The organism is Rhodosalinus sp. FB01, assembly GCF_041365715.1.
Lineage (GTDB): Bacteria > Pseudomonadota > Alphaproteobacteria > Rhodobacterales > Rhodobacteraceae > Rhodosalinus.
The window spans coordinates 307541-326216 of sequence record NZ_JBGFSH010000002.1 but is presented as its reverse complement, the minus strand read 5'-3'; the positions used below and the strand labels follow the sequence as shown (position 1 = coordinate 326216).

Annotated in this window: 19 protein-coding genes and 1 riboswitch; of the genes, 10 read left to right on the top strand and 9 right to left on the bottom strand. The window is 70.0% G+C overall.

Annotation, left to right across the window (positions count from 1 at the left end):
• Positions 1 to 126: 126 nt before the first annotated feature.
• Positions 127 to 347, bottom strand: a riboswitch (cobalamin riboswitch).
• 187 nt (positions 348 to 534) lie between these two features.
• Positions 535 to 888, top strand: coding sequence for a hypothetical protein (locus tag AB6A65_RS04305; protein ID WP_371037124.1), 354 nt, complete (start codon positions 535 to 537; stop codon positions 886 to 888).
• On the opposite strand, the gene AB6A65_RS04300 is transcribed toward AB6A65_RS04305, so the two are convergent.
• On the bottom strand, positions 885 to 1655 hold the full coding sequence (locus tag AB6A65_RS04300) for a helix-turn-helix domain-containing protein (protein ID WP_371037123.1): 771 nt from the start codon (positions 1653 to 1655) through the stop codon (positions 885 to 887). The two genes, AB6A65_RS04305 and AB6A65_RS04300, sit on opposite strands and share 4 nt — an antisense overlap.
• Before the next feature lie 118 nt (positions 1656 to 1773).
• Between AB6A65_RS04300 and AB6A65_RS04295 the strand changes: the two genes are divergently transcribed.
• The 5 genes from AB6A65_RS04295 to AB6A65_RS04275 all read left to right on the top strand — a co-directional run bounded on the left by AB6A65_RS04295 (position 1774) and on the right by AB6A65_RS04275 (position 8130).
• On the top strand, positions 1774 to 3096 hold the full coding sequence (locus tag AB6A65_RS04295) for a Rieske 2Fe-2S domain-containing protein (RefSeq protein ID WP_371037122.1): 1323 nt from the start codon (positions 1774 to 1776) through the stop codon (positions 3094 to 3096).
• Entirely contained in the window at positions 3093 to 4541 is a 1449-nt protein-coding gene (locus AB6A65_RS04290) for a glutamine synthetase family protein (RefSeq protein WP_371037121.1), read from the top strand. Before AB6A65_RS04295 ends, AB6A65_RS04290 begins: the two co-directional genes overlap by 4 nt.
• A 129-nt stretch (positions 4542 to 4670) precedes the next feature.
• On the top strand, positions 4671 to 5624 hold the full coding sequence (locus tag AB6A65_RS04285; RefSeq protein ID WP_371037120.1) for a TAXI family TRAP transporter solute-binding subunit: 954 nt from the start codon (positions 4671 to 4673) through the stop codon (positions 5622 to 5624).
• A 63-nt stretch (positions 5625 to 5687) separates the two neighbouring features.
• Positions 5688 to 6095, top strand: coding sequence for a DUF1850 domain-containing protein (locus AB6A65_RS04280; protein ID WP_371037119.1), 408 nt, complete (start codon positions 5688 to 5690; stop codon positions 6093 to 6095).
• Positions 6096 to 6099: 4 nt separating this feature from the next.
• Positions 6100 to 8130 (top strand): TRAP transporter permease, encoded by a 2031-nt coding sequence (locus AB6A65_RS04275; protein WP_371037118.1) that lies wholly within the window; start codon positions 6100 to 6102, stop codon positions 8128 to 8130.
• Positions 8131 to 8145: 15 nt separating this feature from the next.
• Here AB6A65_RS04275 and AB6A65_RS04270 read toward each other — a convergent pair whose 3' ends face one another.
• Genes AB6A65_RS04270 through AB6A65_RS04260 form a run of 3 tightly spaced genes read right to left on the bottom strand, consistent with a single transcriptional unit; the run spans position 8146 to position 10171 of the window.
• Positions 8146 to 8943, bottom strand: a complete 798-nt coding sequence (locus tag AB6A65_RS04270) for a metal ABC transporter permease (RefSeq protein WP_371037117.1) — start codon at positions 8941 to 8943, stop codon at positions 8146 to 8148.
• A complete protein-coding gene (locus AB6A65_RS04265; RefSeq protein WP_371037116.1) occupies positions 8943 to 9692 on the bottom strand; it encodes an ATP-binding cassette domain-containing protein in 750 nt (249 codons plus the stop codon). Before AB6A65_RS04265 ends, AB6A65_RS04270 begins: the two co-directional genes overlap by 1 nt.
• Positions 9689 to 10171, bottom strand: coding sequence for a transcriptional repressor (locus tag AB6A65_RS04260; RefSeq protein ID WP_371037115.1), 483 nt, complete (start codon positions 10169 to 10171; stop codon positions 9689 to 9691). Before AB6A65_RS04260 ends, AB6A65_RS04265 begins: the two co-directional genes overlap by 4 nt.
• An 85-nt stretch (positions 10172 to 10256) precedes the next feature.
• Between AB6A65_RS04260 and AB6A65_RS04255 the strand changes: the two genes are divergently transcribed.
• The 3 genes from AB6A65_RS04255 (at position 10257) to AB6A65_RS04245 (ending at position 12081) form a co-directional block, all read left to right on the top strand.
• The gene (locus AB6A65_RS04255) at positions 10257 to 11300 is read left to right on the top strand and encodes a zinc ABC transporter substrate-binding protein (RefSeq protein WP_371037114.1); all 1044 of its coding nucleotides are present in this window, start codon (positions 10257 to 10259) and stop codon (positions 11298 to 11300) included.
• A 155-nt stretch (positions 11301 to 11455) separates the two neighbouring features.
• On the top strand, positions 11456 to 11608 hold the full coding sequence (locus tag AB6A65_RS04250; RefSeq protein WP_371037113.1) for a hypothetical protein: 153 nt from the start codon (positions 11456 to 11458) through the stop codon (positions 11606 to 11608).
• Entirely contained in the window at positions 11605 to 12081 is a 477-nt protein-coding gene (locus AB6A65_RS04245; RefSeq protein ID WP_371037112.1) for a hypothetical protein, read from the top strand. The genes AB6A65_RS04250 and AB6A65_RS04245 overlap by 4 nt, the downstream gene beginning before the upstream one ends.
• Here AB6A65_RS04245 and AB6A65_RS04240 read toward each other — a convergent pair.
• Genes AB6A65_RS04240 through AB6A65_RS04225 form a run of 4 tightly spaced genes read right to left on the bottom strand, consistent with a single transcriptional unit; the run spans position 12078 to position 16055 of the window.
• Positions 12078 to 12806 (bottom strand): peptidase, encoded by a 729-nt coding sequence (locus AB6A65_RS04240; RefSeq protein WP_371037111.1) that lies wholly within the window; start codon positions 12804 to 12806, stop codon positions 12078 to 12080. The two genes, AB6A65_RS04245 and AB6A65_RS04240, sit on opposite strands and share 4 nt — an antisense overlap.
• 60 nt (positions 12807 to 12866) lie before the next feature.
• Positions 12867 to 13685, bottom strand: a complete 819-nt coding sequence (locus AB6A65_RS04235; RefSeq protein WP_371037110.1) for a transglutaminase domain-containing protein — start codon at positions 13683 to 13685, stop codon at positions 12867 to 12869.
• On the bottom strand, positions 13682 to 14635 hold the full coding sequence (locus AB6A65_RS04230) for an alpha-E domain-containing protein (protein WP_371037109.1): 954 nt from the start codon (positions 14633 to 14635) through the stop codon (positions 13682 to 13684). Before AB6A65_RS04230 ends, AB6A65_RS04235 begins: the two co-directional genes overlap by 4 nt.
• Before the next feature lie 4 nt (positions 14636 to 14639).
• The gene (locus AB6A65_RS04225) at positions 14640 to 16055 is read right to left on the bottom strand and encodes a circularly permuted type 2 ATP-grasp protein (RefSeq protein ID WP_371037108.1); all 1416 of its coding nucleotides are present in this window, start codon (positions 16053 to 16055) and stop codon (positions 14640 to 14642) included.
• A 216-nt stretch (positions 16056 to 16271) separates the two neighbouring features.
• Between AB6A65_RS04225 and AB6A65_RS04220 the strand changes: the two genes are divergently transcribed.
• A complete protein-coding gene (locus tag AB6A65_RS04220) occupies positions 16272 to 18008 on the top strand; it encodes an alpha-amylase family glycosyl hydrolase (protein WP_371037107.1) in 1737 nt (578 codons plus the stop codon).
• Positions 18009 to 18026: 18 nt separating this feature from the next.
• Here AB6A65_RS04220 and AB6A65_RS04215 read toward each other — a convergent pair whose 3' ends face one another.
• Positions 18027 to 18398 carry a DUF6746 family protein gene (locus AB6A65_RS04215; RefSeq protein ID WP_371037106.1) on the bottom strand — a complete coding sequence of 124 codons (372 nt, stop codon included), beginning with the start codon at positions 18396 to 18398 and terminating at the stop codon, positions 18027 to 18029.
• Positions 18399 to 18676: the final 278 nt, after the last annotated feature.

The window sequence follows — 18676 nt, the reverse complement described above, 5'->3', positions numbered from 1 at the left end:
CATGGCGGCCCGGGGGCCGACGGCCGGTGAATGCCCGCGACGGACGGCATGACCGGCCCCTCGCGGACGACGAAACGATTGTCACCTCGACGGAAGGGTCCGTTGCCCGTGGCGCGCCCCGCGCCAGGACAGGGTGATCGCCTCGGCAGGTCTCCTGGCTTGCGGGTCGTCGCTTGGCCGGGCCTTCCCGCCGCGCCCCTAGGCGCCGCAGTGGCATGTTCCGGCTTCGCTCTCCGCTCACAGTTGCGGGGGCAGCCGCAGATTCGGGCCGGCGCGAAGCCGGATCCTCACTGCGTTCCCTTTTCATCCGACGCCGAAACGCCGGAACCGAAGCAGGGCGAAGGTGCCCGCCGCCCGGCGCGGTTGTCAAGCGCGTTCGACCCGGCGGCGGCCACGGCGCCGCGCTGTCGCTTTTCGGCTTAGCGCGGCAGCGATTCTGTCTTATGCCTCGCCCCGACTGGAAACTCGGGGCCTGATGATGACGAGGATGATGCCGAAGCGAGCTGCACCGTCGCGGCGCGGGAGGGGTGCGCAATGACGCTTTATCTGCGCTGGGTGCTCGAGACCGAACTGCGCGGCGCGCCGGACGACGATCTGGCCGCGATCGCGCAGGACCTGCTCTACCAGGCCCGGGAGGAGGAGGCGGGCACGCTGCAATGCGATGTCCATCTTTCGGAGGATGGCGAACGGCTGCATCTGCTGATGGGCTTTTCGAACGATACCGCCGTGGTCGAGCATCTGCAGGGGTTCACGCGGCGTTTCGCGCGCCCGCTGTTTGCGCTGGTGCGTCCGTTGCGCATGACGGTCTATGGCGATCCGTCCCCCGAGGTGCGCGAGGCGCTCGGCGCGTTGCAGCCGACCTACATGCCGCGCCTGCAGGACGGCTAGAGAAGCCCCCGCAGCGCCGAGGCGCAACGCTGCAGCGTGGCCTCGATCCGCGGCCGGAATCCCGGCATCTCGTAAAAGGACCCTTCCGCGGAGTGGCCGACCGCGGCGATTTCCCCGCCCGAGCAGCGAAACCCGATCGCCGTGGCGGTGACGCCTGGCTCGAACTCGCCGTCGCAGTGCATGATCCCGCTGGGCGCGGCCCCCTCGATGAGGCGCATCACGGCGGCGCGGTCGGTGATGGTCTTCTCGGTCCAAGCCGCGACCGGTGCCTCGGCCACCAGCTGCGCGCGGCGCTCGGGCGGTTCCTGCACGACGAGGGCGCGGCCCATCGCGGTGGCGAGAAGCGGCAGCCGGCTGCCCACGGTGAAGCCCAGCCGCGGCGCCAGCCCGTCGCCGCCCGTGTGGGCGAGGAAGATCGCGTCTTCCCCGTCGCGCATCGCCATGGACAGCGGCTGCCCGCACTGCGCGGCGAATCCCTCGAGCACCGGCTGGATCGCAAGGCCGAAGCGGCGCCCCTGCAGGAACCCGCCCGCCAGGACGAGAATGCGCGGCGACAGGGAATAGCTGCGCCCGGTCTGCCGGACATAGCCCAGCCGCACCAGCGTGAGCACGAGCCGGCGCGCCACCGCGCGGTCGATGCCGCATCGCCGGGCGATCTCGGGGATGGTGAGCTGCTGCGCGTCGGCGTCAAAGCATTTCAGCACACACAGCCCCTTGGCGAAGGTGAGCGACGTGTCCGAGGTGGAGATCTCTGTGGTTCCGGCCATCGCCGCGACCCTCCTTCGCGCGCTTGACAGTCCCGCGCGGCTGACTCAACATTCCGATAATGTATCGCCAGTGCGATTTTCGCGCAAATGCCAATTCACGCTTGGCAAGGAGGCCCGGATGATCAGCCAGGAACTCAATGACAGGATCACGCGCGTGGAGCAGGGTACCGGCGCAGGGGCCGTCCTGCGCCTCTACTGGCAGCCCGCCGCGCTTTCGGAAGAGTTGTCGGGGCCGCGCCCGGTGATTCCCGTGCGGCTGATGGGCGAGGACCTCGTGCTGTTCCGCGACACGTCCGGCGAGCTCGGGCTCATCGGACGGCATTGCCCGCACCGCGGCGCCGACCTCTGCTACGGCCGGCGCGAGGATGGCGGCCTGCGCTGCCCGTTCCACGGCTGGCATTTCGACCGGACCGGCCAGTGCGTGGATACGCCGGGCGAGCCCGAGGGCTCACCGCTTGCCGGGAACATCCGCACCACCGCCTACCCGGTGGTCGAGAAGAACGGGATCGTCTGGGCCTACATGGGGCCGGGCGAGCCGCCGGCCTTCCCCGATCTCGACTGCTTCCGCGCACCCGAAAGCCACGTCTTCGCCTTCAAGGGCCTCTGGGAGTGCAACTGGCTGCAAGCGATGGAGGTGGGCATCGACCCGGTGCACGCCTCCTTCCTGCACCGCTTCCTCCAGGACGAGGACCCGGCCGAGAGCTATGGCAAGCAGTTCCGCGACCGGGCGGGGCAGACCGACATGCCGATGACGCAGCTTCTGCGGGAGTATCCGCGCCCCGAGATCAGGGGCGAGGAGACCGATCACGGCCTGCGCCTTGTCGCGCTGCGGCACATGGAGGACGGGCGCAGCCATGTCCGCGTGACCAACCAGGTCTTCCCCGAGGCGATCTGCATCCCGATCTCGAACGAGATGCCCATCACCCAGTGGCACGTGCCGGTGGATGACACCCACTGTTACTGGTTCTCGATGTTCACCAGCTACACGGACCCGGTGAACCGGGAACTGATGCGCGAGCAGCGCCTGAAGGAGCACCGGCTGCCAGATTACGCGCCGCTCAAGAACCGGCGCAACAATTACGGCTACGACCCCGAGGAGCAGGCGCGCGAGACCTACACGGGCATGGGGCTCGACATCAACGTGCACGACCAGTGGGCGGTGGAGAGCATGGGTGCGATCCAGGACCGCACGCAGGAGCACCTGGGCAAGACCGACGTCGCCATCATCCGCTACCGCCGGATGCTGCGCGCGGCCATCGACAAGGTGGAGGCGGGCGAGATCGACGACCTGCCGCTGCGCGGCGCGGGCGCGGAACGGGTGCAGGGGCCGGTGTCCATCGACGCCATCGGGCCGACCGATCGCTGGGACGCGCTCTGGCGCGAGGCCGACGCCCATCGCCGCGCCCGTTGCGACTGGTCCGCACCGCTCGCCGCGGAATGAGCGCTGGAGACCTCGAAGGGGGGCGCACGGCGCGGCTTGGCCTCTACGACGCGGCCGCGCTCGCGCGGGCGGCCGAGGTGCTGGAGGAGGTGCAGCGCCGCGGGCTCGAGGTGGTCCGCCTCTCCTTCGTGGACCAGCACGGCATCCTGCGCGGCAAGGCGCTGGCGGCCGCGGCGCTTGCCTCGGCCTTCCGCTCCGGCGTGGCGATGACCTCCACGCTCTTGCTGAAGGACACGTCGCACCGCACCGTCTTCCCCGTCTGGGAGGGCGGCCCCGGCATCGGAGACGGCCGGCTCAACGGCGCGGGCGACATGCTGATGCTGCCCGATCCGGAAACCTTCCGTGTCCTGCCCTGGTCGCAGCACAACGGCTGGATGCTGTGCGATCTGCGTTACGCCGATGGCGGCGAGATGCCGTTCTGCCCGCGCTCGATCCTCAAGCGGTCAGTCGCGCGCCTTGCCGCCGACGGCCTGCGCATGACCTGCGGGCTCGAGGTGGAGTTTCACGTCCACCGGGTCGAGAACGCCCGGCTCGCCCACGCCGATGCCGGCATGCCCGGCGCCCCGCCCGAGACGGCGCTTCTTGCCCAAGGCTACCAGTATCTCACCGAGGCGCGCTACGACGCGCTGGAAGAGGCGATGGACGCGATCCGCCGCGCGTCGCAGAAGCTCGGCCTGCCCGTGCGCTCGATGGAGGTCGAGTTCGGGCCGTCGCAGTGCGAGATGACGTTCGAGCCGGCCGATCCGCTGGCGCACGCCGACGCGATGGTGCTCTTCCGCCACGCCACCAAGGAGGTCTGCCGCCGCATGGGCCTCCATGCGAGCTTCATGTCGCGCCCGCGCCTCGAGGGCGTGGTGCCCTGCGGCTGGCACCTGCACCAGTCGGTGGGCGACGCGGGCGGCCGCAACCTCTTCGCGCCCGAGGGCGAGGGGCTGACGCCGACGGCGTCGGGCTGGATCGCGGGACTTCTGGAGCGGGCAGAGGAAAGCTGCATGCTCACGACGCCCACGGTCAACGGCTACAAGCGCTACCAGCCCTTCATGCTGGCCCCGGACCGCATCCAGTGGGGCCGCGACAACAAGGGGGCCATGATCCGCGCGCTGATCGCGCCGGGCGACGCGGCGAGCCGGGTCGAGAATCGCGTGGCCGAACCGGCCGCCTGCCCGCACCTGGTGTTCGCCGCGCAGATCGAGGCGGGACGAGACGGGACGGCGCGCGGGCTTCCGGCGCCCGAGCCGGTCGAGGATCCCTATGGCAGCGACGCGCCACGGCTTCCGGCCGATCTGGGCGCTGCGGTCGACGCGTTCGAGGCCTCCGACCTCTGGCCCGCCGTCTGGGGCGCGGATACCGTCCGGTGGCTTTCCACGATCAAGCGGGCGGAATGGCGGCGCTACCTCGCCACCGTCTCCGAATGGGAGCAGCGCGAGTATTACGGGCTCTTCTGAGCGCGGGCAGCCGCTCTTCGCCACAGGGGCCCATGGGGCCAGAGCTTGACATCTCTGCCCACGGGCAATGAACTGGGCGCGCAAACGAGGGGCGGGGCACACCCGCTCCCGGCAACTGGGAGGACGACCATGAAACGATTCATGCTCGCCGCGGCGGCTGCCGTGGCGCTCGGCTCCGGCGCGCAGGCGCAGGATCTCGCCATCGCCACCGGTGGCACCGGCGGCACCTACTATCCCTACGGCGGCGGCCTTGCCGAGCTGATCGGCCGCCACGTCGAGGGCGCCTCGGCCACAGCGGAGGTCACCGGCGCCTCGGTCGAGAACATGGCGCTCATCTCGCGCCAGGACGTCGACATCGCCATCGCGCTCGCCGACACCGTGGTGGATGCCTACGAGGGCGCGGGCCAGTTCGAGGGACGCGCCGTGGACGCCCGCGCGCTCGCCTCGATCTACCCCAACGCGATCCAGATCGTGACGCTTGCCGACAGCGGCATCGAGGGCCTCTCGGATCTCGTGGGCAAGCGCGTCTCGGTCGGCGCGCCCGGCTCGGGCACGGAGGTGAACGCCCGCCGCATCCTCGAGGCGAACGGCATCACCTACGACGACATCGACGAGCAGCGGCTGAACTTCAACGAAACCGCGGACGCGCTGCGCGACGGCGACATCGACGCCGGCTTCTGGTCGGTCGGGCCGCCGACCTCGTCGATCATGAACCGCGCCGCGCCCCGCGACATCCGCCTCGTGCCGCTGACGGACGAAGAGGTGGCCGCGGGCCAGGAGCAGCACGGCACCTTCGCGGCCTACACGCTCCGCGCCGGCATCTACGAAGGCGTCGAGGCGCCGGTGCCGACCATCGCGGTGCCGAACGTGCTCGTGGTGAATGCGGCCATGGACGAGGAACTGGCCTACCAGATCACCATGAACATGTTCGAGAACGTGGACGAGCTGATCGCGGTGCACCCGGCGGCGAACGACACCACGGTGGAATTCGCCCTCGGCGCGACGCCGATCCCGATGCACCCGGGCGCCCTGCGCTACTACGAGGAGACGGGCGCGGAGATTCCCGACCGTCTGCGCGACTGAGCCGTGCAACGCCGATGGGGGCGGCCGGTTGCGGCCGCCCTTTTCCTTGCCGCCGCGCCCGCCATGGCCGACATGCTGACGGTCGAAGGCGCGGACGGCCACGTCCTGCTGGCGGAACGCGCGCCCGAGGGCGGGGAGTGGTGCCTGCGCTGGAACCATTCGGTCACGGGCGGCGAGGTGGCGGACTGTTTCGTGAACGACGGGGGGCAGATGGTGCTTCGGCGGTCCTACCTGCATGATTTCGCCGCAGGTCTCGGCACGGTCGAGGGGCGCGGCGGCCGGCTCGTCTCGGCGCCGCGCGGCGGCTACTGGATCGAGGGCCTCCGCGAGGCGATCCCCGACAACGCGCTCAGCCTCCGGGTGGGCTCCGAGCGGGTCGATCACCGCCTCGTCACCGGCGGCGCGGCGCACCGACTGTCGCCGCGGGCCGCCGGCGCACGGGTGACGATCCGCCTCGTGCCGGAGGACTGATCGGATGAGCGCCATCCCCGCCGACACGACCCGCCTCGTCGCCCCAGTGGGCGCGCAGCCCCGCGCGGTCGCGGTGGCGGTTTTCCTTGTCGGGATCGCGCTTTCGCTCTTCCAGCTCTACGGGGCGGGAATCGAGCCGCTGGGGCTTTTCTACCAGCGCACGATCCATCTCAGCTTCATCCTGGTGCTCGCCTTCCTGATCTTCCCGGTCACCGGGCCGGACCGCCCGCGCGGCCCGGTGGCGTGGCTGGTCGACGGGGCCTTCCTCGTGGCGGGCGCGCTCGCCGGCGGCTACATCGCCTGGAACCTCGACGCGATCATCAACCGGGCGGGGTTCTGGTCGCAGACCGATATCTGGATGGGCATCCTCGCCACCGTCACCGTGCTGGAAGCGAGCCGGCGCGCGGTGGGCCTGGGCATGACCGTGATCGGGCTCGCCGCGATCCTCTACGCGCTCGCGGGCTCGCGCGGGGAACTGCCCTGGCTCGGCGAGTGGCTGCCCGGCATCCTGGAACATCGCGGCGCCTCGCTCGACCGGCTGGTGGGGCAGCTCTACCTCGGGCAGGAGGGGATCTTCGGCCTGCCGCTCGGCGTGGCGGCGACCTACGTCTTCATCTTCGTGCTCTTCGGGGCGTTTCTAGAGGTCACGGGCGCGGGCAAATTCTTCATCGACCTCGCCTACGCCGCCACGGGGAATCGGCCGGGCGGGCCTGCGAAGGCCGCGGTGGTCGCCTCAGCGGGCATGGGCTCGATCTCGGGCTCGGCCATCGCCAACGTCGTCACGACCGGGGCCTTCACCATCCCGCTGATGAAGCGGCTGGGCTACCGCCCCGCGCAGGCGGGCGGCATCGAGGCGGCGGCGTCCACCGGCGGACAGATCACGCCCCCGCTGATGGGGGCGGGCGCCTTCCTGATCTCGGAATACACCCGGATTCCCTATGTCGAGATCGTGCTGATGTCGATCTTTCCGGCCTTCCTCTATCTCGGCACGGTCTATCTCTTCGTGCACATCGTCGCGATGAAGGCGGGGATGAAGGGAATGCCGCGGGACGAGCTTCCGACCTTCGCCCGGGTCATGGCGGAGGGCTGGCAATTCGTCATCCCGCTTTTCCAGCGGGTCTATCTGCTGCTGAGCAACCTTTCGCCCATGCGGGTGGGGTGCTGGGCGATCCTCGCCATACTGGGTGTCGCGGGGCTCCGCGCGGCGCTCGACATCTTCGTGCTCGAGCCGCGGGCGGGACATCCGGCCACGGCCGAGCGGATCCGGACCGCGCTTGGCAACGGGGCGCGCCTGGTGGCGCAGGCGCTGGCGCTGGGCGCGCGGAACGCGGTCGCGGTCTCGGTGGCCTGCGCCGTGGCGGGCATCATCGTCGGCGTCGTCGGGCTCACCGGGCTGGGGCTTAAGTTCTCGTCCATGATGGTGGCATTCTCGGGCGGGAACATGGTGCTCGCGCTGTTCCTCGTGCTGATCGCGAGCCTCGTGCTGGGCATGGGGCTGCCGGTGACGGCGGCCTACATCGTGCTGATCGTGCTGGTGGGGCCGGCGCGCACGCAGGAGTTCGGCATCCCGCTCATCATCGCGCATCTGGTGGTGTTCTGGTACTCGCAGGACAGCAACGTGACGCCGCCCATCGCGCTTGCGGGGTTCGCGGGCGCGGCCATCGCGGGGGCGAAGCCCATGGCCACCTCCGTTCAGGCGTGGAAGTTCGCAAAGGGCCTCTACCTCATCCCGCTCTTCATGGTCTACAACCCCGAGATGGTGCTGGGCGGGCCGCCTCTGGTCGTGCTCTGGACGGGCGTCACGGCGATCCTCGCGCTGGCCGCCTTCGCCGCTGCCATCGAAGGCTGGCTGTTCGGCCGGATGGACATCTTCTCGCGCGTGGCGGTGATCCCGGCGACGGTGGCGATCTTCTATCCCGACCTCCGCGTCGAGGTTCTGGGCGCCGCGGTCATCCTTGCCGTGCTGTCGTGGAACTGGCTGCGGGCGCGCGGCGGCTCGGACGGGCCGGCGCGAAGCGACGCGCGCCGCGCCTGATCCCGTGCCCCCCCCTCAGCGCGCGGCGCGAAGCGCGAGGCTGGCCACGCCGGACACCGCGAAGATCAGCGCGGCCACCGTGACGATCGTGGGCCCGGTGGGCGTGTCGAAGGCGAAGGAGGCCTGCAGCCCTCCGAGCGCGGCGGCGACGCCGATCAGCGCGGCGATGGCGGCCATCGTCTCTGGCGTGCGCGCGAAGGGGCGCGCGGCGGCGGCCGGGATGATGAGAAGCGCGGCGATCAGAAGCACGCCCACGACCTTGATCGCCACCGCGACCACGACGGCCAGCGCCACGGTGAGGACAAGCTGTTCGCGTCCAGGCCGGATGCCCGCCGCCCGTGCGAGGTCCGGGTTCAGGGTCGCCGTCAGCAAGGCCTGCCAGCGCCAGCCCATCAGCGCCACCACCAGCGCCGCGCCCGCCCAGATCACCGCGAGGTCGGTGCGGCTGACGGCGAGGATGTCGCCGAAGAGATAGGCCATCAGGTCGATCCGCACCCCGCTGAGGAAGGAGGCCGACACGAGCCCGATCGCCAGGGCGGAATGGGCCAGCACGCCAAGCAGCGTGTCCATGGCGAAGCCGCGCCCGGACAGCGTGGACACCGTGCCTGCCATGGCGAGCGCCATGGCCAGTGCGCCGGCGAAGATCGAGATGTCGAAGGCGAGCGCCAGCGCCACGCCGAGGATCGCGGCATGGGCGGTGGCGTCGCCGAAATAGGCCATGCGCCGCCAGACCACGAAGCAGCCCAGCGGTGCGGCGGCAAGCGCGACACCCACCCCGGCAAGCGCCGCGCGCAGCAGGAAATCGTCGAGCATCAGCCGACCGCCTCTTTCGCGGTCTCGTGCGCGGCCGGCAGGTCGTGGGTGTGGTCGTGCTCGTGGCGGTAGAGGGCGAGCGCGCCCTGGGTCCCGGTACCGAACAGCGCGCGGTATTCCGGGGCGGAGGCGACGGCGTCGGGCCGGCCCTCGCAGCAGACGTGGCGGTTCAGGCAGATCACGCGGTCCGACGCGCTCATCACGACGTGAAGCTCGTGGCTCACCATCAGCACCGCGCAACCCATTTCCTGCCGCACCTCCTCGATCCGGCGGTAGAACGCCGCTTGCCCGGGCTGGTCGAGCCCCGCAGTCGCCTCGTCGAGGATCAGCAGGTCGGGCCGCTCCAGCAACGCGCGGGCCAGAAGCACGCGCTGGAACTGCCCGCCGGAAAGATCGGACATCTGCCGCCCGCCGAGACCGCCGGCGCCCGCGCGCGCCAGCGCCGCATCCGCCTCGGCCCGGGGCACGCGCCGGGGCAGGTTCAGGAACCGCGTCACCGTCAGCGGCAGCGTCGCGTCGATGTACAGGCGTTGCGGCACATAGCCGATCCGCAGGCCGGGCGTGCGCGTGACAGTGCCTCCCGCAGCCCCGACCGCGCCGATGAGCGCGCGCAGAAGCGTCGTCTTGCCCGATCCGTTGGGGCCTACCACGGTCACGATCTCGCCCGGCGCGATCGCCAGGCTCACGTCCTTCAACACCGTGTCCCCGCCAAGCCGGACGGTCAGGTCGCGCGTCTCGATCAGGCTCATCCCGCGTGGCCTTCGCGGCAACGCGCACAGACGCCCTCGGCCTCGACGACGGCGCGGTCGACCCGGAACCCGCTGTCGCGCGCGGCGGAAGCGAGCATCCCGGTCGCGCCCTGGGCCTGCGCCTCGGCCACCGTGTTGCAGGCGCGGCAGATCAGGAAGACGGGGCTGTGGGTCTCGCCGGGATGGGCGCAGGCGGTGAAGGCGTTCAGCTTCTCGACGCGGTGGGCGAATCCGTGCCGCACGAGGAAATCGAGCGCGCGATAGGCGACGGGCGGCTGCGCGCCGAGTCCTTCCTCGCGAAGCACGTCGAGGATCTCGTAGGCGCCCATGGCGCGGTGCTGCGCGAGCAGCAGCTCGAGCACGCGCTGGCGCACCGGGGTGAACTGCAGCCCGTTCTCGGCGCAATAGCCTTCCGCGGCGGCGACGGCGCTTTCGATACAGCTTGCGTGGTTGTGGTGCTCGAATCCGATGAGGGACATGCGGCTCTCGTTTCAGGGCTTGCGATGTTATAATATACCAATTATCAGCTAGGCGATATGTTACACAATCACAAGGGGCCTTCCGATGTTCAAGCGTCTTCTCGCCGCCGCCGCGCTCGGCGCCGCGTCCTCTCATGCTGCGCTGGCAGAGCCGCCGCGCGTCGCCGCCGACATCGCGCCGGTGCACTCGCTGGTCGCGCAGGTGATGCAGGGCGTCGGCACACCGTCGCTGCTGATGCCTGCGGGCGCGTCGCCGCACGCTTACGCGCTGCGCCCGTCCGAGGCGCGGGCCTTGTCCGAGGCCGAGCTGGTGGTCTGGATCGGCGAGGACCTGTCGCCGCAGCTCGGGCGCGCGGTCGGGACGCTGGCCGAGGGCGCAGTGGTGCTGGAACTTCTCGAGGCCGAGGAGACACGGACGCTTCCCTTCCGCCAGACGGTGCTCCTTGGCGGCAAGCCGGTTGACGGAGAGCATGACCACGACGCGCACGGCCACGACGATCATGCACACGAGGACCATGGCCACGAGGAGCATGCACACGAGGACCATGGCCATGATGACCATGCCCATGACGAGCAGGCTCATGACGATCATGCGGGGGCGCACGATCACGCCCATGACGGGACGGACCCCCACGCCTGGCTCGACCCTGAGAACGCGAAGGCCTGGCTCGGCCTGATCGCGGACGCGCTCGCCGACGCGGATCCGGCCAATGCGGAGGCCTATGCCGCCAACGCCGACGCGGGCCGTGAGGCGATCGACGCCGCCGTTTCGGACATCGAGAAGACGCTCGCGCCGGTGAGGGACCGCACCTTCGTGGTGTTCCACGACGCCTACCAGTATTTCGAGGATCGCTTCGACCTGAACGCGGCGGGGGCCATCGCCCTTGCTGATGCGACCGATCCCGGGCCGGCACGACTGTCCGCGCTGCGCCGGTCGATCGCGGAGCGCGGCGTGTCCTGCGTTCTCGCGGAACCCCAGTTCGACCCGGGCCTCGTGGCGGCGGTCGCCTCGGAAAGCGAACTCGACACCGCGGTGATCGACCCGCTCGGCGTGGCGCTGGAGCCCGGCCCGGCGTTCTACGCCGCGCTGTTGCGCGGCATGGCGGCCAGCATGGCGGAGTGCCTCTAGGCGCCGCTCGCGCGGGCCGGATCGATCGGCCTGCGCCATTCTCCGATTTTATGGCGACAAAAAAAATCAGGATTGACTCGGCAAAGTGAAACGCTCAGGATTTCGTGAAGAGGGCCGCGCGGGCCCGCCCGTCACGTCAGAGTGGAGGATCTGCCATGCAGGAAAGGACCGAACCCCAGCCCCGGCAGGCGTCCCGACAGCCACTGCCCGGCTGGCACGCGGTGGTCCAGCAGGCGCTTGACGGCGCGCTGCCCGGCGAGCCGGATCTCGAAACCGTCCTCGAGCGCATAGAACGGGCGGCGCGATGAGGGGCGGTGCCCCCGTGGCGCGGCTCGACGAGCTCGGCGCGGGCGAGGCGCGGGTCGTGCAGGCGTTCCGCCACTGGTGCGACGGTCCGCAGGGGCTCGCCACGTTCGGCCCGGCACTCAAGGCGCGGTTCGGCCCGCGCCGCGCGGCTGCGGCGCTTTCGGGTCTCGATACCTGTTGCCGCATCGTCACGGGCCACGCGCGCCGGCCACTCGCGCGCCATTCTGCGAACTGCCCCTGCGTGGGCGGGGACGAGGCCGCCTTCGCGCGGCTCTGCGCCTCGGCCGCCGCGGGCGAGCGCGAGGACGCGATGCTGATCGCCTGCCTGCTCGTGCGCGCCGACATGGCGGGCGCGCTGGCCGCCGCGGCCGAGGTCGCTGGGCTGGCCCTTGCCGTCTGCGACACGACCCCGGAGGAGGCGACCGGCCGACCCGACGCCCGGCCGCGCAGGGCGGCCGGGGCGCGCTGGCACTAGCGTTCGCCGATCTGTGTGAACGCCTCGCGGAGCGCCCCGCTCCATGCCGCGCTCATGGCCGCGAAAGCCTCGTCGCTGGGCTCGATGCGGCGTTCCTCGGCCACCGCGAAGGTATCGCGCTCGATCACCACGAGATCGAGCGGCATCCCCACGCTGAGATTGGACCGCAGGGTGGAGTCCATCGACAAAAGCACCGCCTTGCGCGCGTCGGCAAGCGACGTGTCCGCGGTGACCACGCGGTCGAGGATCGGCTTGCCGTATTTGTGCTCTCCGATCTGCAGGTAGGGCGTGTCCTCCGTGGCCTCGATGAAGTTTCCCTCGGGATAGACGAGGAACATCCGCATCGGGCCGCCCTGGCGCTGGCCCACCACGATGAGCGAGGCCGTGGCGCTCTGATGCATGCGGTCCATGCGCTGGGTCGTCTCGACCATCACCTGCGAGAGCATCTCGCCGGCGATGCCGGCGACGTCCAGCATCGTCGGCGCCCGCAGGATCGAGCGCGCCTCGCAGGCCTCGGGGTCGTTCGCCGCCTCGGCGAGACGCGCCAGCGTGGTCTGGGTGACCGACAGGTTGCCCGCCGTCATGATGGCGATCACGCGCTCGCCGGGACGCTCGAAGGTGAACATCTTGCGGTAGGTGGCGATATTGTCGAGGCCCGCGTTGGTGCGGGTGTCCGACAGCAGCACCATGCCCGCCTTCAACAGCAAGCCCACGCAGTAGGTCATGGACCGTTCCCCTTCGATTGGCGCGAACGATAGGGCGCGCCGGCGCGGCCCGCAACGGGGTTACTGCTGCGCGTCCTCGACCGCGACCCGCACCTCGAGTTCTTCCCTCGCATCGCCGCGCACCACGCCGCGGATCGGCGCGGCCTCGGCCGCGTCCCGCCCCGAGCCGAGGCGCACGTAATGCCCGTCCGGGCAGCACCGGTTGGCCGGGTCGAAGCCCACCCAACCGAGGCCTGCGACATGAAGCTCGGCCCAGGCATGGCTCGCCTCGTGCGGGGTGCCGTCGGCGCTGGCGAAGAGATATCCGGTGACGTAGCGCGCGGGGATCCCCGCGAACTGCGCCACGGAGATCAGCGCCTGCGCGTGATCCTGGCAAACGCCCGCGCCTTGCGCGCGCGCCTCTGCAGGGGTGGTGTGGGCCGAGGTTTCGCCGGGGCGGTAGGCGATCGCGTCGGCCACCGCCGCCGCGAGCGCATGCGCCCGTTCGCGCGCCGGGGCGCCGTCTAGGCCCGCAAGCGCGGCGCGCGACAGCTCGGCCAGCGCGCGGTCGGGCTGCGTGCGCCGCGTGTGCCGGGTATAGGCCAGGGGCGGCACCGCCTCGCGGTGGCCGCGCAGGACGCCGGCGGTGTCGCGGGTCTCGACCGTGCCCAGGATCGCCACCGCGACCTCGCTGATCGGGCCGCGCACACTCATCGTGCGGATGCTGTTGCCCGCACCGTCGCGGAAGGGCGCGCCCCAGGTCGCGCCCTCGACCTCCACCGACCAGTCGACGACGCGCTGGCCGTCGGTGTCGACGGGGGTGAGGTTGTGGCTCTGGACCGCGCCGCGCACGGGCTGCGCAAAGCGGTAGCGGGTCAGATGGGAAATCCGGATCCTCATCGGGCCTCCCCGGTCAGGTAGACGTCGTGCACGGCCTGGGCGAGCGAGGCGGTCTCGCCGATGAAGCGGGTGAGGAACTCGTGCAGCCCCTCGTCGAAGATCTCCTCGACCTGCGCCTCGGCGAGCCCCGCGAGTAGCGCGCGCGCGCGGGCCTGCGCCGTGGTGGAGCGCCCGTAGCCGCGCGAAAGCGCCTCCAGGTGCTCTGCCGCCATCCCGGCGCAGGTCAGCAGCGAGCGCGGCAGGGCGCGGTTCAGGAGCAGGAAATGGGCGATGCGCGTGGCCGAAAGCTCTCCGCCATAGGCCCAGTTGTAGGCGCGGTGCGCCGACATCGCGCGCAGCAGCGTGGTCCACTGGTAGTTGTCGAGACCCGAGCCGACATAGGTGACGCTGGGCAGCAGCACGTAATACTTCACGTCCAGCAGCCGCGCCGTGTTGTCGGCGCGCTCGATCGCGTAGCCGAGGTTGAGGAAATGGTAGCCGTCGTCGCGCAGCTGCGTGGCGTCGATCGCACCGCGGATCAGCGCCGTGGTCCGCGTCACCCAGTCGGTGAGTTCGGGCAGGGGCAGCTTGGAGCGTTCGGTCCGGGTCATCTCCCGGAACTCCTGGAAGCCGTTGTTGATCGCGTCCCAGACCTGGCTGGTGAGCGCGGTGCGCACGATGCGCGCGTTCTCGCGGGCCGAGGCGAGGCAGGCGCCCACAGAGGACGGGTTGTCGAGGTCGAAGAAGAGGAAGGTCTCGACGTTGCGCTGCACCGGATCGCCGTATTTCTCGGAAAAGCGCTGCGCGACGCCCTTGGCCTGGAGGATGGCCTCCCATTCGTTGCGCAACCCGCCGTCGGTGTTGGGCAGGAGCGCGTTGCGGAAGCCCACGTCCAGAAGCCGCGCGGTCGTCTCGGCGCGCTCGAGGTAGCGTGCGATCCAGAAGAGGTTGGCGGCGGTGCGGCTCAGCATCGGCTCATTCCGCGATCACCCATGTGTCCTTGACGCCGCCGCCCTGGCTGGAATTCACCACGAGGGACCCGTCGGCGAGCGCGACCCGGGTCAGGCCGCCCGGCACCAGCTCCACGGTTTCGCCCACGAGGCAGAACGGCCGCAGGTCGACATGCCGGGGCGCGACGCCCTCGTCCACGAAGGTGGGACAGGTCGAGAGCGAAAGCGTCGGCTGCGCGATGTAGTTCGCCGGCGCCTCGCGCAGTTTCGCGGCGAAGGTCGCGCGCGTGGCCGCGTCGGCCTTGGGGCCGATGAGCATCCCGTAGCCGCCCGAGCCGTGCACCTCCTTGACCACGAGCTCGTCCAGCCGGTCGAGCACGTAGGCCAGGCTGTCGGGCTCGCCGCAGCGCCAGGTGGGCACGTTCTCCAGAAGCGGCGCCTCTCCGAGATAGAAGCGGATCATCTCGGGCACGTAGCAATAGACCGCCTTGTCGTCGGCGACGCCCGCGCCCGGCGCCGAGCAGATCGCCACCCGGCCCGAGCGGTAGACGTTCATGAGGCCGGGAACGCCCAGCGCGCTGTCGTGGCGGAAGCAGAGCGGATCGAGGAACGCGTCGTCGATGCGCCGGTAGATCACGTCGACCCGCTGCGGCCCCTCGGTGGTGCGCATCCAGACATGGTCGCCCTCGACGAAGAGGTCCTGTCCTTCCACGAGTTCCACGCCCATCAGGTCGGCGAGGAAGCTGTGCTCGTAATAGGCGGAGTTGTAGGGGCCGGGCGTGAGCACGACGATGCGGGGATCGCCCGGACATCTCGCGGGCGCGGTCGAGGCCAGCGTGCGCTTGAGCAGCCGCGCATACCCGTCCACCGGCGCGATCCGCATCTCCTGGAAAAGCTGCGGGAACATGCGCATCATGATCTCGCGGTTCTCCAGCATGTAGGAAACGCCCGAGGGCGTGCGGCAATTGTCCTCGAGCACGTAGAACTGGTCGGGCCCGGTGCGCACGAGGTCGATCCCGACGATGTGGCTGTAGACGCCGAGCGGAGGCCGCACGCCGGCCGCCGCGATCTCGTAGGCCTCGTTTCCATAGACCAGCCGGGCCGGGATGCGGCCCGCGCGCACGATCTCGCCCCGGTCGTATATGTCCGACAGGAACGCGTTCAGCGCCCGGGCCCGCTGCTTGATGCCGCGTTCGAGCCGCCGCCATTCCGTGGCCGTGAACACGCGGGGGAACATGTCGAAGGGAATGAGGCGATCGGGATCGCCGCCCTCGCCGTAGACCGCGAAGGTGATGCCGAAGCGGCGAAAGAGCGCCTCTGCCTCGACCTGCTTGAGATGCCGCAGCTCGCCCGGCATCTCGCGGTGCCACGCTTCCAGCGCGCGGTAGGGCTGCCGGGGCGCGCCTGCCTGGTACATCTCGTTGAAGAAGTTCGCGTCCATCCGACTCCGTCCGTTCCGTCGCCTTCATCAGATGGCGCGCCCGCCGCCGGGGAAACGGCGCAGCACGCCGAAAAGCCGATACGCGCTGGATGCCGCGGCAATCGAAGGCACGATGCCCACTTGTTGGGCGCCTCGTCAACGAGACCGGGGGTTGGGCGCCGGCCGAGAGTGTCTATTGTGGCGCGAAATGCCAGACCGGAGCGTCCGACCCGACCCATGACCTCGACCTTCGACGCGCGCCTTGCCGACCTGATTTCCGCCATCTATCCCGAGGCGGACGGAGCCGCCCTCGCGGCGGAAATTCGCGACGCGTTCTGGCCCGACGACCGGCCGAGGCGGCGCCGCGCGCGCGTGCCGTCCAACAACTTCTGGTCGGAACGCGACGCGCTCGTCATCACCTACGGCAATTCCATCGTGGACGGGGTGCACAAGCCGCTCGACCTCTTGCAGGATTTCCTGCACCGCAACCTGAAGGGCACCGTGGACGGGGTGCACATCCTGCCCTTCTTTCCCTTCGCCTCCGACGACGGCTTCGCGGTGACGGATTATCGCGCCGTGAACCGCGCGCTGGGCGACTGGTCCGATATCCGGCGCATCGCCGGCGACTTCAAGCTGATGTCGGATCTCGTCCTGAACCACGTCTCGAGCCAGGGGCCCTGGTTCACGGCCTATCTTCAGGGGCACGCGCCCTACGACCGCTTCTTCCTCGAGGCGGACCCGGAGGCGGATCTTTCGATGGTGGTGCGCCCGCGCACCCATCCGCTGCTGCGCCGGGTCGAGACGGCGAACGGGCCGCGCCATGTCTGGTGCACCTTCAGCCACGACCAGGTCGACCTCGATTTCGGCAACCCCGAGGTTCTGCTGGAGTTCCTGCGGATCATGCGGCTGCACATCGACCAGGGCGTGCGCATCCTGCGCCTCGACGCGGTGGCCTTCCTCTGGAAGGAGATCGGCACGCCCTGCATCCACCTGCCGCAGACCCATGCGATCGTGCGGCTGATGCGGCTTCTCTGCGATTACGCGGTAGAGCCGGTCATCCTGCTCACGGAAACGAACGTGCCGAAGGCCGAGAATCTTTCCTATTTCGGAAACCGGAACGAGGCGCACGCGGTCTACAACTTCTCGCTGCCGCCGCTTCTGCTGCATGCCCTCCAGTCGGGCACCGCGCGCTGGCTCATCCGCTGGCAGGCGACGATGCCGCCCGCGCAGATGGGCTGCGCCTACCTCAACTTCTCGGCCAGCCATGACGGGATCGGCATGCGCCCGGCCGAAGGCGTCCTGCCCGCCGAGGAGATCGCGCGCATGACCGCCTGCGCGAAGGGGCAGGGCGGGCTCGTGTCGATGCGGACGATGCCGGACGGCTCCCAGCAGCCCTACGAACTCAACATCACCTTCTTCGACGCGCTGGGCGCGACCTTCGACGGCGAAACCGCGTATCACGTCGAACGCTTCCTCGCCTCGCAGACCATCGTCATGGCGATGGAAGGCATTCCCGCCTTTTACATCCACGCGCTGCTGGCCACCGGGAACGATCATGCGGGTGTCGAAAAGACCGGCATCGCGCGGGCAATCAACCGTCACCGCTGGCACTATCCCGACCTTCAGGCGCGGCTGAAGGATCCCTCCTCCGTGCAGGCGCGCGTGCTGGGCGAGCTCAAGCGGCGCATGGCCCTGCGCGCCCGCCAGCCGGCCTTCCACCCCAACGCCACGCAGTTCACGCTTCAGCTCGACGAGCGCGTCTTCGGCCTCTGGCGGCAAAGCCTCGATCGCGCGCAGTCCGTCTTCGCGCTGCACAACGTGAGCGCGCAGGAGGTCGAGATCGATCCGACGGCCGTCAACCTGATCGAGGGCGACGCCTGGCGCGATCTGCTGTCGGGCGAGCCCGTGGCACCGGTGGGCGACGCCATCAGGCTTCGGCCCTACCAGTGCCGGTGGATCTCGAACCGGGGGTGAGGCTCCGGCGCGCGGCGGTCACCGCGCGAGCGCGTCCGCGGTCTCGAAATACACCTCCGAGATGCTGCGCACCTCGGCCTCGTCGTAGTCTTCCGAGGCGAGGTGGAGGTCCTCGAGCGTGACGGCCAGCGCCGAGAAGTCCTCGTTCATCTTCGCCAGCGCCGCCTCGATCGTGTAGGTGTACTGGTGGATCTCCTCCATGTCGGCCTCGGAAAGGTCGTCGCGGTCGAGCAACGCCCGTACCTTCTCGTTATATTCGACGAAGTTGGTGACCGCCTCCTCGATCGTCTCCGAGGATTCGGCGGCGTAGTGATCGATCTCGTCCGAGGCGAGGGCGGGCGCGGCAGCGAGCGCCAGAGCGGCGGCGGCGAAACCTCCAAAACGGGTCATGGTCTGGTCCTTTCCTTCATGTGGACGGGCCGGCACGGCCGCCGGCCCGGTTACGGGGTCCTGTCGCCAGCGAGGGGCCGTTCACCGTCGAAGCACGCTCTTTCCGTTCGCAGTTTCTCGCCCGGGGAAGAACCCGGCCCGCGGGCCGTTCGGTCTCCGTGCGATCCCGCCGGTTCCTGTTGCGAGAGCGAATCGACTGCGTGCATCTGGCTACGCCCTATAACTGACAATTTTAGTCAGTAATCGCCGGGCGGCTTTGCTGTCAATATCCGAGACGC

Coding starts and splice junctions, on each gene's coding strand:
- AB6A65_RS04270 (WP_371037117.1), bottom strand. CDS start 8,943: ATGCTCGACGATTTCCTGCTGCGCGCGGCGCTTGCCGGGGTGGGTGTC.
- AB6A65_RS04240 (WP_371037111.1), bottom strand. CDS start 12,806: ATGACCTACTGCGTGGGCTTGCTGTTGAAGGCGGGCATGGTGCTGCTG.
- AB6A65_RS04245 (WP_371037112.1), top strand. CDS start 11,605: ATGAGGGGCGGTGCCCCCGTGGCGCGGCTCGACGAGCTCGGCGCGGGC.
- AB6A65_RS04280 (WP_371037119.1), top strand. CDS start 5,688: ATGGCCGACATGCTGACGGTCGAAGGCGCGGACGGCCACGTCCTGCTG.
- AB6A65_RS04220 (WP_371037107.1), top strand. CDS start 16,272: ATGACCTCGACCTTCGACGCGCGCCTTGCCGACCTGATTTCCGCCATC.
- AB6A65_RS04265 (WP_371037116.1), bottom strand. CDS start 9,692: ATGAGCCTGATCGAGACGCGCGACCTGACCGTCCGGCTTGGCGGGGAC.
- AB6A65_RS04290 (WP_371037121.1), top strand. CDS start 3,093: ATGAGCGCTGGAGACCTCGAAGGGGGGCGCACGGCGCGGCTTGGCCTC.
- AB6A65_RS04215 (WP_371037106.1), bottom strand. CDS start 18,398: ATGACCCGTTTTGGAGGTTTCGCCGCCGCCGCTCTGGCGCTCGCTGCC.
- AB6A65_RS04255 (WP_371037114.1), top strand. CDS start 10,257: ATGTTCAAGCGTCTTCTCGCCGCCGCCGCGCTCGGCGCCGCGTCCTCT.
- AB6A65_RS04260 (WP_371037115.1), bottom strand. CDS start 10,171: ATGTCCCTCATCGGATTCGAGCACCACAACCACGCAAGCTGTATCGAA.
- AB6A65_RS04300 (WP_371037123.1), bottom strand. CDS start 1,655: ATGGCCGGAACCACAGAGATCTCCACCTCGGACACGTCGCTCACCTTC.
- AB6A65_RS04305 (WP_371037124.1), top strand. CDS start 535: ATGACGCTTTATCTGCGCTGGGTGCTCGAGACCGAACTGCGCGGCGCG.
- AB6A65_RS04295 (WP_371037122.1), top strand. CDS start 1,774: ATGATCAGCCAGGAACTCAATGACAGGATCACGCGCGTGGAGCAGGGT.
- AB6A65_RS04285 (WP_371037120.1), top strand. CDS start 4,671: ATGAAACGATTCATGCTCGCCGCGGCGGCTGCCGTGGCGCTCGGCTCC.
- AB6A65_RS04275 (WP_371037118.1), top strand. CDS start 6,100: ATGAGCGCCATCCCCGCCGACACGACCCGCCTCGTCGCCCCAGTGGGC.
- AB6A65_RS04250 (WP_371037113.1), top strand. CDS start 11,456: ATGCAGGAAAGGACCGAACCCCAGCCCCGGCAGGCGTCCCGACAGCCA.
- AB6A65_RS04230 (WP_371037109.1), bottom strand. CDS start 14,635: ATGCTGAGCCGCACCGCCGCCAACCTCTTCTGGATCGCACGCTACCTC.
- AB6A65_RS04225 (WP_371037108.1), bottom strand. CDS start 16,055: ATGGACGCGAACTTCTTCAACGAGATGTACCAGGCAGGCGCGCCCCGG.
- AB6A65_RS04235 (WP_371037110.1), bottom strand. CDS start 13,685: ATGAGGATCCGGATTTCCCATCTGACCCGCTACCGCTTTGCGCAGCCC.